Source organism: Comamonas squillarum (assembly GCF_025309455.1).
Taxonomy (GTDB): Bacteria; Pseudomonadota; Gammaproteobacteria; order Burkholderiales; family Burkholderiaceae_C; genus Comamonas; species Comamonas squillarum.
Map to the genome: position 1 here is coordinate 5082687 of NZ_CP104377.1, position 12809 is coordinate 5095495.

Below are 12809 nucleotides of genomic sequence, written 5' to 3' on the forward strand. Positions count from 1 at the left end.
AACCCTTGCAAGTGAATAACCTGCAAGGGTTTTTCAATTTCAGACTGTGCCTTTCTTCTGCTCTTGGGGAGTTGCAGGGGAGTTTTGACCAATAAAGCGTTCTAATTTGGCCTGCTCTAGGTCCCCGTGCCCGTCGTCGATCCACTTGGAGTAGACCGACAAAAACACCTCCACGGAATGCCCCATCTGTTTAGCTGCATAGGCTGGGGTGGCACCGGCCATCAGCAGCATGGTTGCGAAGGTATGCCGGGCATTGTTGGGTGGCCGATACCTGATTCCCAAAGCTTTGAGTGCCGGCGTCCAGAAAGATCGGCGGAAAGCTCGCTCGTCAATCCATGGGGTGCCATACCGTGGATCCAGGAACGCAGTGCTGTTGTCGACCTGGCCCTTCCTCTTGATTTCCGCATGGGTGGTATCTCCCACCTCAGATATCGCCATCACGTTGGCGCGAGGTAGAGCTGTGCGGTGCCGCTCCAAGGCGGCAAAAGCTCGGCTGTTGAGCGCCACTATCCGAGCCTTGTTCGTCTTGGTCTGCTTGCGGATGCCCATGACCACCGCCTCGCGGACCAACATTTGCCGCTTGTTCCAGTCGATTGAGGTCCACTGAAGGCCCACCATCTCGCTGGTGCGCACTCCAGTGAAAAAGCGAAACTCGATCATGTTGGCCACGGCCGGGTCATAGTGCTCCTGCGCATAGGCGATGATCTTGTCAACTTCCTCTCGGTCAAATGGGTCCGGCGGCTCCTTCTGCCATTTGGCATTCTCGATGGCCGCGACCGGGTTCTCCTTGAGCAAGCGGTCGAGGACTGCAAGGTGCATGGCTGCACGCAGCACAGACACATAGTTATTGACAGTCTTGCCACTCAGGTCGGGGCGGGTGCGCAGGGCTTTGAGGATGTCGGAGTGCCGAAGGGCGGTCATCGCGATCTGTCCCACAAGCGGCTTCCAGAATTTGATAGCACTGGAGTATCCCGCCTTGGTCGATTCTTCGATGCTCTGGGCTGCCAGCCACTGATCGAGCTGGTCAGCGACAGTGCCGCCACGCGCTACGGTTCCATCTTCTGGAAAGTATTCGGCCAGGCTGAATGAGCCAGCGCGAATGCGCAGCCGGATCTCTGCGATCAAGCGGTGAGCGTATTTCACGTTCGCCGGCGTAGGCAACATCGCCACTCCGTCGACCATGAGCGTGCGGCGCTGTCGCTTCCCCTCGAATGCGAAAGACAGCCTGATGCTGCTCTCGCGAATTTCTACACCCCGCGTGTCAGCCATTGCTGGACTCCTTCTCTGTCAATAAAAATGTGGCCGTCTGGGGCACGGACCCATTCGCGCTTCTGTATCCAGACACCGCTCTCGATCTTGCGCTGGATAGCCTTGATGGTGAATCCAGATATGGCTGAGTACACCCGGATGGTCACATACCGATCGGCAGCGAGATAAACGGGCTGAGGGGCTTCGAGTTCTATGCTGCTCATGTTCCTTGTTCCTTATTTAAGTTCGGCAAGATCGCAGCACCTGCAGGTTGCTCGCTCACCGGCATGGCCTGCAGTTTTTTGGCTGTCCTTCTACTCATCCCAGTACCCCCTCATCACCATCAGCGATCCGTTTAGCGCTGGATAGCAGATGTTCCACGCCGTGTAGCACACCGTCATCAGTGTTAGTGGCGTAGGATCCGATCAGAGCTATTGCTCGGTCCAGGTCGCAGGATAGATCTGGCATGTCGCCAGATACTAGGTCGCCCAATTTCTCGTCATCAAAGCGCCGTTTGGCCTCTTTGAGATAGACATCCAAGAGGTCTCTCATTGCAAACACTGCAGAGTCATCTGCGTGTTCGGCGTAGTGAAACAGAACGGAGGAGGCGCAATCCATAAACACGTATGCACGCCAATACAGCTCCTTCAGCTGCTCTTCGGTGAACCGCTTGTGGCTGATTGCTGCCTCAGCTGAAGGTGCTGGCGCAGGATCTCGAGTAGGACGCGGCACATCGGTGAAGATGATTTGATGAATAGCACTTCCTGTTATGGCTGCTAAACGCTCGGATGCACAGTGGATGTTTATGGTTCGTTCGACTGACTCAGTATCGTCAGGCACAAGGCGAGCCGCGTTGATGCATGCCGCCACGTCATAAGCTGTGTTCTCTGCGTTCGTGTTCGAGTACTTACCTTTTGCGGCATCAAGCGCGATCATTGCTCCAATGCTCAGCAGACGATCTGAGTCGCCACTGAAACCATGCGGTTCATCTGTCGCGCTGGCCTGTGCCAAGAAGTCGCCCACCTCCGCAAACAGTGTTGCGGCAGCAGAAGCAAGTCGAGTTGGCGCAGAGGCTGGTGGGGCTGGCGCCGCCTTGCGGCCGCGAGCTTTTACTGGAGGCTTTTCAAGAACGGCATTCATGCTGCTGTTCCTTTGCCCGCGTCCGCGAAATTTGGACCATAGGTCCAGCGCTCGAAGTCCCCGACGATGTCGCCGCCCAGCGCATCATCTGCAGCTGCGCCGATGTATTGAGTGATGGCCTGAGCCCCACCAAGCAACACCTGGCTCTCATAGCTGATCTTGGAGTCGGTCTGCATCTGCATGAGCAGCTCGTTCACCGTGCCAGCCTGCTGCGCGACGAACTCAAGCACGCGACGCTGTTGAGCATGGGTCTTGCCTGGTGGCGGTGCTTGCTCTACACGCCGGATCGGTGGCGTAGGCCGGTCGCGGAAGGTCTTGGTGCCAGCGAAGGTAGTCAAGGCGCGGAGGTCTTCGAGAGTGCCTGGCAGGCCTGAGATTGCTGCGTGCAGCCGATCTGCATATTGGTCGATATGTTCCAGAACAGCAGCAGTTGATATGGCCACTGGTATGCCTGGGCGTGAGGCCTTTTCAATCAGCGAAGAAGTGTTGGCCACATGTGAGCGCAACAGTTCCAGGCTGGCAAGTGCCCCAAGAGGAGGGCCGTCAGCCTGTTCAGGATTAAGCAGGTGGAAGATCACGGTGTCGCAATCTATGGCGGCACCCAATGCTTCAGGCATCCCCTGCATCTCCGCTTCAGACAACTCGGTGCAAAGGTAGTGGAGAATCTGCAGAGCTTCCTTCTGCAAGCGCTCAGCCTCTGTGGGTTGCGGCGGCACTGGCTCGCTGTGCTTTACCTGCTGGCGCGCAGGGCTCTGCTTGGCGCCCGCCTTTGGACGCGAGATAATTGCTTCCATGGTTCGTTCCTGGTAATGGTTCGGATCTAGAAACCCCTGGGCAGGTCAGAGCGCTCAGGGGTTTCGCTTTGGTGGGTCAAGCTGCAGAGCCTTGCGGGCCAGACTGTGCGGGGCTACTGGAGGTCTTGCGCTTGGTTGTTTCGGGGGGCAGGTTGTCGCGCACCACGTTGACGACAGACTCATACCAGTCGATCTGCAGGCCGGAATGTTCGTTTTCGGCTTTGTAGTCGTGGATCTCGCCATACTTGGTGCCGGCCTCGGTCAGAACGTAGTCGTCCTCTACCTTGCGCTGCAGACCCAGTGCCAGCAGCACCTTGTTGACTGCTTGGCCGCTCACTTTAGCCCGGCCTGTCTGCGCTTCGATGCGCTGCCCGATCTGAGTAGGATTCAAGTGGACCATCTGATCCAGCGGCAGTGCGGGGAGGGCGCGGCGAAAGTCGCTGAAATCCAGGCCCGTCTGCTCGGAGAATGCTTTGAGCTTGGCGGCCGCCAGTCGGCCAAGTCGAATGCCCGGTACGTTCTTGATGGCATCGCCTACGAAGTTGATGAGCTTCACCTGCTCCAGGGCGGTGCGGCCGCGAATGCGGGCAGGCTTTGACGGGGCTGCCAGCTCCTTGGCGCGGAAGTAGCCGGTAACCACCTGGCGTTGAACCTGCCAGGCCAGGTCGTCCGTGAAGGGCTTGACCAGCATCGTGTAACCCTGCTCGCTGATGAGGATCAGTCCGTTCGGTGCGGTAAAGCCCATCTCGCGGGCTTCGGACGTATTACGTACGAAGTAGTCCTCACCTTCAACGAGACGATGTTTGTGCTCATTGAATGTGCGGCGGGCTGTCCCCTCCGGACGGGCATGCACCTCATCAATCTGCGCAAGTGTGGCCACGCGCTGGCCCCGGTACTCGATCACCTGCAGGTCCGTGTCGTTGATCTTGACGATATTGCTCATTGCGGTGCTCCTTCCAGGTTTGCGGGGGTGCCTTCTGGCTTGCGGGACTTGCGCAGCAGCTCGCGGATCAGGCCATAGGCGTAAGCGGTCGCGTTCTCCCGGTCTTCCATCACGAATTGCTCCATGACACTGGTGGCCATGTGAAACGAGGCTTCGTCCACGGTGTCGCCCTCGCAGTGCTGAATCCAAGTTTCGTGGGCTGTTTCTTCGCCGAGCTTGAAGGCATCGTCTCGCTCGGTATCGACCGTGATCTGCGGGGTCACGGTGCTATCTGTTGTCACTTTCATGGGGTTCCTTTCTGCGCATTTGGCGCTGTCGCTAGAGGCTGGAGGTCTGCCTTGCGGCTGGCTTCAAGACGATGCACGATCTCACCTGAAAAGGACCTGGTGTTTTTGAGAGCTTGCTCGCGGAGATAGGCTCTCAAATCAGCAGGAATCCTGACGGTGTCAGGCGATGAGCGGTCGTGTTTCTGTGTTCCTACGTGTGTGCTCATGGATTAAGTGTATGTGAAGACAATACGATGTATGCTTATCGCTTACGATTGTTTTGTAATAAAAAGATGTATGCGATATGCATACGTGGAATAAAATGCCCCCATGACTGAAGACACCAAGAAGACGAAGGGTGGTGGCAGCAAGCTGTCTCGTTCAGAGATCACAACTGTCCGCCTAGACCCAAAGTTGCGTTACCTCGCAGAGATTGCCGCCCGTAAGCAACGGCGCACTCTATCGAGCTTCATTGAATGGGCGATCGAGGACTCGTTGAAGCGGTTTCCTATCCAGGAATGGGATGACGGCGAGGTCATTCTTATGTCGCGGGCGGAGCAACTATGGGATGTGGATGAAGCTGATCGCTTGGTTAAGCTGGCGCTGTACTTTCCAGATTTGCTTACCCATGACGAACAAGTCATTTGGAAGCTGATTCGGGAGAACGGAGCCGTTTGGCGGGGACGCTATCGAAAAATAGACGGTGTATGGGAGTGGACCGTACAGGAGAGCTCAATGGTGTTCCCTGTTTTGCGTAAATACTGGCCTGCATTTAAAGCTGTCGCCCTGGATGGAGCCTCACCCGAAATATTGCCCGAATGGGAGAGAAAAGATCCAGATAACGCTCCTTTTTGAGGGGATGGTTTAGATCATCAGACGATCCCTTGGTGCACGATGAGATCTTCGTAGGGCGGGGGCAAAACTGACCTCTTCATCGCATACCGACAAATGGTCGGTTAGTCGTTAAACCTCCCATCCGCCGGCGATCAGGTTGCGCAGAATGTCCGGAGTCTCGTTGCGGTCCATCCCGTCTTTGTCTTCCAAGTGCTGGTACACCAGCAGGGCTTCTTCCTTGGAGCGTGGCGAGATCTTGGCCAGCATTGCAAAGCAGTAATCGTCGTGTGCGCGGCCGGCAGGATCGGCGTCGCTGGTGTAGATCGAAAAGACGTTGCGTAGCCAGTAGAGCGAGTCCCAGTAGTCCTGCTCATAGAGGCAGTCGGCAAGCGTATGCGGTACAAGCTCTGGGCGCTTGGCGAAGCGTGCAGCTGCCTCCTCTGAGTTGTACTCGCCCCAGTCCTTATCGCGCTTGAGTCCCCGCATGGCCTTTTTGCAGATCGTCTCCGCTGGGGTCAACTCGAACAGCGCCTTTTCACTCCCAAAGCGAGCGATCGCCTCATCCTGCTGAGCCTTTTTCTTGACGGACGTTTGGGCTAAGCCTTCCAGGTTGGCAAAGTCGAAGCCACCGAGTGCAGCTGCCAAGGGGTTGCCGCCGCTTGCGAGCATGAGGTAGTCGCTGTAGCGACGCTCAAGGTCCTTGGCGGGGGTCTTGATCTTCTTGAAAGCTTCCAGTGCGGCGGCGATCAGCGCCGGGTGCGCTGTTTGGATGCAGTCACGCAGCCACAGCACTGCATCGAGCTCACGGTCGCCGGTTTCATTCTTTGGTGCCGGCGTCTGCACGGTGGCCAGCGCCTTGCTGGCGCTGAGCGCGATGGGAGGAAGTGAGAAGAGAGCGCGGAATTCTTGGTTGTCGGTCATAGTGTCCTTACAGCCGCTGGCGGGCAGCGCGTTCAACTTCTGTGCGGCGGTCGTTGCGCGCGTTGCGCCAGACCAGGCCCAGGGCCCAGGCAGCTGCTTTGGCCCAGCTGGCGCCGGCCCAGCGGCGCATGGTGAAAAGTCGGTAGGCGAGGGTGATTTGTTCGGCCATAGCGGCTCCGTTGGTAGTGCCCGGGTGGGCGGGTTATCAGTGGCCGCAGGGCAGGCCTTCGCCTGGCTGTGGTTCGCGTCCTACGGGGGCACCACAGCTGCCACAGCGCTTAGGAGCGGAAGAGTTGTTTTCAGACATGGCGGGCTCCAGACGTGAAAAAGCCCGCTGGTGTTGCGGGCTGGGTTGAAGGGTGCCGGGCCCGAAGTGCTCACCAGACGCGGAGGAGGACGCGCATGGACCGGCGAAAAAAGATGGCTAAAAGACACAGTTGCGCGGTAGGATCAGGGTTCCATCAACCCAACATCGTGGAGCAACATGAGCGTTTTCAGTGATCAACAATTGGCTGCTGCAGCCTTGGCAGATACCTACATCCAGATCATCCTGACCACAAAGCCGGAACTGCTTCTCCCCATTCCGGCTCAACTGGATTCGAATGGCGCTCCTGATGAATCATCTGTAGTGTTTCAAGCGTCGAAAATTACCTTGTTCCGTCAGATCCTGATAGCGCAATTGGTGGGGCAGCCGATAAACATCGAGGCACAAGAGGACTGAGCATCGTTATGGAAACCTAAGCCCTCTGTCACAACGCTTGGGTTTCCCGCCCGGATACGCTCCGGGCGGGGCGCTGAGATTCCAACCAGCGTTGCCGTTCCTGTTCTTGGTCGCATTCACCTCACCAATTGAGCCTTGCATGGCTACGGCTGGGCACCGCGCAGAGCAGCGGCCGTGCCCGCTGATGCAATTGGCCGGACGAATGCCCCACAGGCGGGGCAGGCAACATCGGCAGCTGACTTTTTAAAGACCTGGAGGGGGCTCGCTCGATCACTGGCACCCATCGCTTGGTGCAACTGCTGCGTGGTCATCCCGGTGTGTTGGGCCTGGCCTCCAGCTGCCAGCGGTGATTCACCGGCTTAGGTCCCTACGCATACCAATCGCTTCGGGGTGGCTGGATCGCTTTTGTTGCTGCGACGGTTGAAGTATAGTGAATCTATCCTTTATGTCAAGCTAACCTAGCCTGCTGTGGATAGAAAAGATAGTCTTTTTTTGGTTGCATCAGGTTGGCAAAGAAGAGAGATTTCGATCAGACAACAAAAAACCGCCCGAAGGCGGCTAAATCGAGAAAATGATCTCGACTTAAAAGCAAGCTGCGTCAATTCCAGAATTCGCCGCCACATCGATGTGCGGATATCGATTGCCGGTGGACTCGATGGTGCCCGAGTTGTTGCTTGCGGCAAAACGCTTAAAGCCCACATAGGCGCCGTAGCTGTTCTTACCGTTGACCTCTCCGCAAACAACTCTGCCATTCGTGAATTGCATCACCCGAACATTGCGAAACTGAGCAGCAGCTGGATCTTTCAGGTTGCGCGCTATCGCTTCCTGAGCGCTTGCTTTGAGCTCATCTTGGGACTTCCCGCTGTCCAGAAACATCTGAGACTCACTGGCGTACAGAACAACCTGTTGATATGCCGCTGACTGCAAGCGGTCTAACGGAGTTGGACCGGTAGCGCATCCTGTAAGGGCTACAACAGCAGAAATGGTGATTGCAAACTTTTTCATGTCCCCTCGATTCCATCAATAAGGTTCAAACGCATCAGGCGGCACACTTCCTGCCACTCGATGGATCTTATCAATGTCGGCCATGTCTATCGTCATGGGGGTGTACCCATTGTTAATGCTTAGAAGTTGAACCTCTCCGTCACGCGACCAGTTCAGCAGCTTTAACAGCTTCTTGCCGTTCGTCAGCGCCACCATCACATCCCGGCCTGGCTGAGCTTCAATGTTTGGTGTGATCACCACAAACTCACCAGCCCTATACCGCGGATGCATGGAGTCTCCCTTGACCCTTAATGCGTAGGCGCCTGGATCTTGGGCCCAGTACATCACGAAGCCTTCGCCGTGTCCAACTGGGTATTGCAGCTCCTCAAGGTAGCCATCGTCGCCCGCCTTCACGCTACCCACTACTGGGATGGCGCGCGCCTGGCGCAGCTTTTGCGCATCGTCCGCATTGGCTTCTGGTGCGGCCACTGAGTTTGGCGCCGCGTAACCGGTGATCTCTGCTATGCGCTGGACCATCTCGAAACTAGGCGAGTGCAGGCCTTTCTCCCAATGACCGACGTTGGCCTTGGTACGCCCAACAGCTTCACCAAGCTGTTCCTGTGTGAGTTTTCCGTACTTGCGAGCCGCGCGCACCCAGTCATTTAGTTCCATATGGCAATCGTATAGAAATACTTTACAAAGCGGGGCTAGAAAATATTGCCCATGAAGTCTAGAAATGCTATCCTCGGGCAATGCAAAACCCAATCGACACCGCGGCCGAAGTGGTCGGCTCTCAACAAGCTCTAGCGGTGGCCTTAGGTGTCACCAAGGCTGCTGTCTGGCAATGGAAGAAGCAAGTGCCAGTTATTTACTGCCTGCGCATCGAGCGACTGACCGCTGGAAAGGTCAGCCGCAAAGATCTTCGGCCCAACGACTGGCATCTGATTTGGCCAGATCTCATCGAGCCAGCCACCGCTTAGGCCACAGCTTTCGCCAAAGTCACCGCGCTACCCGTGAACCGAATGACTGCCTCCCCGCTTATCCAATTCACCTCTAAGCATGAGGTTTGGAGCGTGCGAGTGATGCGCCCGTCTGCATCGACGTTTTGGGCAACACGGGTTCGCGTGCTGTTGTGGATTTGCTTGCCCAGCAGTTGTGGGCGGCGGGCGGTGGCGGAGGTGTTTTGCGTTTTCATGCAGCCAGTATCTGAAAGCTGCGCAACTTAAACAACATCCAGAAACATAGAGGCCGGATATGACTCCCCAAGATGCACTGCGCCAGATGGCAAAGAACTACCCAGGCGGCTACGAGAGCCTGGCGCCGCGTGTGGGCAAGACCGCCGAGGTCCTGCGCAAAGAACTGTCGGGCGATCCCAAGTTCAAGCTGGGCCTGAGCACTGCCACGCTGATCTCCGAAATCTGCATCGAGGCCAACACGCCTCACTGCCATGACTTTGTGAACGCGATTGCGGCCGATGGCGGCGGCTTTGTGCGTTTGCCCGTGCTGGAGATGGAGGGCGGCCCATGCGTGCATCGCTCCATCTCAAGCGTCACACAGGAGCTGTCGCATGTGGTCATGGCCACGATGGATGGCGATGCAGATGGCGTGATCTCGGACAACGACCTGGCGCGCATCCACAAGGAAGCTGCAGAGGCGCTGGCTGCGGTCCAGTTGCTGATCCAGACCGTGGAAGCGAAGCACAAGCAAGGCAAGGCCCGAGCAGAGGCTGTGGCATGACCGCTTCCACGAAGACCGTCGAACAGCTCGAAGCCGAGTTGGCTGAGGCCGAGCGCATAGCCGCCGGGCTGCGTGAGCAGCTAGAGCATGCGCGGTGGCTGCAGGAATACGACCAGGCTCCTCAGGAGTCTTAACAGTTACGCCAACGGCCAGGAGAGGGTTAGCTACCCCGACCGCAAAGCAGATTCACCACCTGCCGGCCTGTTGGCACCTATTTGAACTGGTGCATGAAAGGTGAACATGACAAACAAGACCTACGCTGATGAGGCTGCATTGATCGCTGACCTCAACAATACCTTTCCAGGTGCAAGGGCAGTTTCCTTGGGTAAATGGTCAAGCAACCCTGAGCAGATCGGTGCGGTTGTTTGCGGTGAAGCGGAGATTGAGCCTAGTTACTCGATTGGTCCTTATTGGCCCATTGACGACGACGCATACAACGGCAGTGTGCATAAGGGCTTTGAGGCTTGGTGCGAAGCCCGTGGCTGGTATGTGGAGACCTATGACTACGGGACGCTTTGGGTTGTTCCGTTGCCGAGCCAAGAGGAGCTTGACGAGTGGGGCGCAGCAGTCAGAGGGAATCTTGAAAACGCCCCGTGCGGCGTGTTTCAGGCCAATGACGGTGCGCCGTTCTGAGTAGGCGGGAATGAGCAACATCGTTACCAACCTCTGCAGGCCAATACGCCTTCAGCCAGTGCGCAAGTGCGTTCTGATGGCATTGGCTGACCGCGCCGATGACCACGGCATAGCTTGGCCTTCACTGGCTTGGCTGTGCGAATGGACATGCTTTAGCCGGCGCGCTGTGATGAATGCGCTTGAGGATCTGGCTCAAGCTGGAATCGTGCAAGTGAACAAGGTTGCTGGAAAGAACAGCCGCTGCGAAATCGATCTCGAAAAGCTGCGCGAGGAGGCTTTAAACCCAGGCACGACGTGCACCACCACCCAGGCACCACATGCACAGGTGGACAACCCCGAATCGGAACTTAACCCAGGCACCACATGCACCAGTGCAGGAGGTGCACCAGTGCATGACGTGCACCACCACCCAGGCACGACGTGCACCACCACCCAGGCACCACATGCACCCGGGGGGGCACGACGTGCACCTGATACATCCATAGACACCATTAATACATCCATTAAGACATCCATATCCTGCACCGAGTCGCAGCGCGGCCTCGATGCATTCGCCTCGCCAACCGTGGTGTCTATCCCGCTCAACGACGGCACAGAGCATCCGGTGTCAGAGGCGGATATTGCTGAGTGGCGGCAAGCCTTTCCTGGCGTGGATGTTTCTGCGGCTTTGCTGCGAGCCCGCCTGTGGTGCAAGGACAACCCGACCCGGCGAAAAACAAAGCGAGGGGTCCGGGCTTTCCTCACCGGATGGTTGGGACGGGACCAGGATAAGGGAGGGCGGGTGAGGCTTGAGCGAGCTGTGCACCACAATGACCAGCCCGTGCGTCATCGGGAGGTGGTGCTGTGACGACTCAGAAAACCTTCTCGGACTTCGGCATAGAGCTGCGCAGCAATTCGGGCGAGGAGGACACCACCTGTCCCCAGTGCTCGGACACGCGCAAGAACAAGCGCGCCCGCTGCCTTTCGGTCAACATCGACAAAGGTGTATGGACTTGCCACCACTGTGGCTGGTCCGGAGGCTTGGGAACGGGCGAGCAGCACCGTCCGACCATCGTCAAGACCTGGCGAAAGCCGGTGTACGAGATCAACCGCACCAGTCTGTCTGACGGCGCTGTGAAATGGTTTGCATCGCGGGGTATCACGCAGGAAGTGTTGATCCGCAACCGCGTCGCTGTCTGCAGCGTCTACTTCCCACAGCTTGAAGATCGTGCAAATGCGGTGGCGTTCCCGTATCAGCGTGGCAATGAGGTGGTCAACGTCAAGTACCGGACCCAAGACAAGCATTTCCGTATGGAAGCTGGCGCAGAGCGCGTGTTGTACGGTCTCAATGACATAGGCGACACGCTGATCTGGGTCGAGGGCGAGATGGACAAGCTCTCGGTCGAGGTAGCAGGGTACGTGTCCTGCGTCAGCGTCCCCGACGGCGCACCCACACCCAACACGAAGAACTACGACAGCAAATTCGATTTCATGGCCGCGCCTGAGCTGGATAAAGCCAAGACGCACATCATCGCTGTCGATAACGACGAGCCAGGTGTCCGCCTGGAGGAAGAGTTGCTGCGCCGCCTAGGCCGAGATCAGTGCAAGGTTGTCCGCTGGTCAGAAGGCTGCAAGGACGCAAACGATGTGCTTAAGCGGCACGGGGCAGCAATCCTCAAGGAGTGTATCGAGGCCGCTTCATGGGTTCCTGTCGAGGGTGAGCATTCCGTCTCTGAGTACCGCGAAAGCATGGAGCGGCTGTACCGCTACGGCATGCCCAAGGGCCACTCCACGGGCTGGGAGTGCGTCGATGAGCTCTACACGGTCATGCCTGGTGAATGGACGCTGGTAACCGGCATCCCAGGCCATGGCAAATCGGAGTGGCTGGATGCTTTGATGATCCACCTTGCACGTCTGCATGGCTGGAATTTTGCTGTTTTCTCCCCCGAGAACCAGCCGACCGAGTACCACCTGTCGAAGTTGGCGGAGAAGCACGTCGGCAAGCCTTTCAGCCAAGGGCCGACTGCGCGCATGTCCCAGCGGGAGAAAGACGGTGCAATCTCGTTCCTGGATGAACATTTCACGTTCCTGATGCCAGAGCTTCCCTCCGTGGATGGCCTGATTGAGCGGCTGAAATCCATCGTCAAAAGGCACGGGGTTCGAGGGGTGGTCCTGGATCCATGGAATGAGATCGACCATTCCCGCCTGGCTGGGCTGAGCGAGACGGAATACATCAGCCAAGCCTTGTCAAAGCTGCGGGCGTTCACCCGAGCGCATGGGGTTCATCTCTGGATCATCGCGCACCCCACAAAGTTGCAGAAGGAGGCTAATGGTCAGTACCCCGTGCCAACTCCATACGACGTGGCTGGCTCTGCCCACTGGCGCAACAAGGCGGATAACTGCATTGCTGTATGGCGCGACATAACCAAGCAGACCTCAACCGTAGAAATCCATGTCCAAAAGATACGCAAGAAGTCGGTGGGGCGAGTCGGCGTGGTCGAGCTGGCCTACGACCGCCTTACTGGCCAATATCGTGCTCCATTTTCAGCCCCACACAGCGCCCAGCCTGACTGGGAAAACGACGAAATCCCCGATTGAGAGGTCTATCG

At 57.4% G+C, this 12809-nt stretch carries 19 protein-coding genes; 8 read left to right on the forward strand and 11 right to left on the reverse strand.

The window, feature by feature from the left end; translation table 11 throughout:
• Positions 1–39 precede the first annotated feature (39 nt).
• The 7 genes from N4T19_RS23050 to N4T19_RS23375 all read right to left on the reverse strand — a co-directional run bounded on the left by N4T19_RS23050 (position 40) and on the right by N4T19_RS23375 (position 4618).
• Positions 40–1269: an Arm DNA-binding domain-containing protein gene (locus N4T19_RS23050; RefSeq protein ID WP_260719088.1), complete on the reverse strand. Its 1230-nt coding sequence runs from the start codon at positions 1267–1269 to the stop codon at positions 40–42.
• A complete protein-coding gene (locus tag N4T19_RS23055; protein ID WP_260719089.1) occupies positions 1248–1472 on the reverse strand; it encodes an excisionase in 225 nt (74 codons plus the stop codon). The genes N4T19_RS23050 and N4T19_RS23055 overlap by 22 nt, the downstream gene beginning before the upstream one ends.
• Before the next feature lie 94 nt (positions 1473–1566).
• Entirely contained in the window at positions 1567–2388 is an 822-nt protein-coding gene (locus N4T19_RS23060) for a hypothetical protein (RefSeq protein ID WP_260719090.1), read from the reverse strand.
• Positions 2385–3182, reverse strand: a complete 798-nt coding sequence (locus N4T19_RS23065; protein WP_260719091.1) for a hypothetical protein — start codon at positions 3180–3182, stop codon at positions 2385–2387. The genes N4T19_RS23060 and N4T19_RS23065 overlap by 4 nt, the downstream gene beginning before the upstream one ends.
• Positions 3183–3258: 76 nt before the next feature.
• On the reverse strand, positions 3259–4125 hold the full coding sequence (locus tag N4T19_RS23070; RefSeq protein ID WP_260719092.1) for an ORF6N domain-containing protein: 867 nt from the start codon (positions 4123–4125) through the stop codon (positions 3259–3261).
• A complete protein-coding gene (locus N4T19_RS23075; RefSeq protein WP_260719093.1) occupies positions 4122–4412 on the reverse strand; it encodes a hypothetical protein in 291 nt (96 codons plus the stop codon). The genes N4T19_RS23070 and N4T19_RS23075 overlap by 4 nt, the downstream gene beginning before the upstream one ends.
• Positions 4409–4618, reverse strand: a complete 210-nt coding sequence (locus N4T19_RS23375; RefSeq protein ID WP_409935139.1) for an Arc family DNA-binding protein — start codon at positions 4616–4618, stop codon at positions 4409–4411. Before N4T19_RS23375 ends, N4T19_RS23075 begins: the two co-directional genes overlap by 4 nt.
• A 103-nt stretch (positions 4619–4721) precedes the next feature.
• Between N4T19_RS23375 and N4T19_RS23080 the strand changes: the two genes are divergently transcribed.
• Complete coding sequence (locus tag N4T19_RS23080; RefSeq protein ID WP_260719094.1) at positions 4722–5246, forward strand: YlcI/YnfO family protein; 525 nt, start codon at positions 4722–4724, stop codon at positions 5244–5246.
• A 108-nt stretch (positions 5247–5354) separates the two neighbouring features.
• Here N4T19_RS23080 and N4T19_RS23085 read toward each other — a convergent pair whose 3' ends face one another.
• Together N4T19_RS23085 and N4T19_RS23090 are read right to left on the reverse strand one after the other, a co-directional pair.
• Complete coding sequence (locus N4T19_RS23085) at positions 5355–6146, reverse strand: hypothetical protein (protein WP_260719095.1); 792 nt, start codon at positions 6144–6146, stop codon at positions 5355–5357.
• Between the two features lie 7 nt (positions 6147–6153).
• Positions 6154–6315: a hypothetical protein gene (locus N4T19_RS23090; RefSeq protein WP_260719096.1), complete on the reverse strand. Its 162-nt coding sequence runs from the start codon at positions 6313–6315 to the stop codon at positions 6154–6156.
• Positions 6316–6630: 315 nt separating this feature from the next.
• On the opposite strand from N4T19_RS23090, the gene N4T19_RS23095 reads away from it, so the two are divergent.
• Positions 6631–6867 (forward strand): hypothetical protein, encoded by a 237-nt coding sequence (locus N4T19_RS23095; RefSeq protein ID WP_260719097.1) that lies wholly within the window; start codon positions 6631–6633, stop codon positions 6865–6867.
• Positions 6868–7449: 582 nt separating this feature from the next.
• On the opposite strand, the gene N4T19_RS23100 is transcribed toward N4T19_RS23095, so the two are convergent.
• Both N4T19_RS23100 and N4T19_RS23105 read right to left on the reverse strand, forming a co-directional pair.
• Positions 7450–7872 (reverse strand): putative periplasmic lipoprotein, encoded by a 423-nt coding sequence (locus tag N4T19_RS23100; protein WP_260719098.1) that lies wholly within the window; start codon positions 7870–7872, stop codon positions 7450–7452.
• Positions 7873–7887: 15 nt separating this feature from the next.
• Positions 7888–8523 carry a S24 family peptidase gene (locus N4T19_RS23105; RefSeq protein WP_260719099.1) on the reverse strand — a complete coding sequence of 212 codons (636 nt, stop codon included), beginning with the start codon at positions 8521–8523 and terminating at the stop codon, positions 7888–7890.
• A gap of 80 nt (positions 8524–8603) precedes the next feature.
• Here N4T19_RS23105 and N4T19_RS23110 point away from each other — a divergent pair, with 80 nt between their 5' ends.
• The 6 genes from N4T19_RS23110 (at position 8604) to N4T19_RS23135 (ending at position 12798) form a co-directional block, all read left to right on the forward strand.
• Positions 8604–8831 carry a transcriptional regulator gene (locus tag N4T19_RS23110; protein ID WP_260719100.1) on the forward strand — a complete coding sequence of 76 codons (228 nt, stop codon included), beginning with the start codon at positions 8604–8606 and terminating at the stop codon, positions 8829–8831.
• Positions 8832–9105: 274 nt separating this feature from the next.
• Entirely contained in the window at positions 9106–9588 is a 483-nt protein-coding gene (locus N4T19_RS23115; protein ID WP_260719101.1) for a phage regulatory CII family protein, read from the forward strand.
• Positions 9585–9722: a hypothetical protein gene (locus N4T19_RS23120; protein ID WP_260719102.1), complete on the forward strand. Its 138-nt coding sequence runs from the start codon at positions 9585–9587 to the stop codon at positions 9720–9722. Before N4T19_RS23115 ends, N4T19_RS23120 begins: the two co-directional genes overlap by 4 nt.
• A gap of 106 nt (positions 9723–9828) precedes the next feature.
• On the forward strand, positions 9829–10221 hold the full coding sequence (locus N4T19_RS23125; protein ID WP_260719103.1) for a hypothetical protein: 393 nt from the start codon (positions 9829–9831) through the stop codon (positions 10219–10221).
• 10 nt (positions 10222–10231) lie between these two features.
• On the forward strand, positions 10232–11068 hold the full coding sequence (locus N4T19_RS23130; protein WP_260719104.1) for a helix-turn-helix domain-containing protein: 837 nt from the start codon (positions 10232–10234) through the stop codon (positions 11066–11068).
• Positions 11065–12798, forward strand: a complete 1734-nt coding sequence (locus tag N4T19_RS23135) for a bifunctional DNA primase/helicase (protein ID WP_260719105.1) — start codon at positions 11065–11067, stop codon at positions 12796–12798. The genes N4T19_RS23130 and N4T19_RS23135 overlap by 4 nt, the downstream gene beginning before the upstream one ends.
• Positions 12799–12809 lie beyond the last annotated feature (11 nt).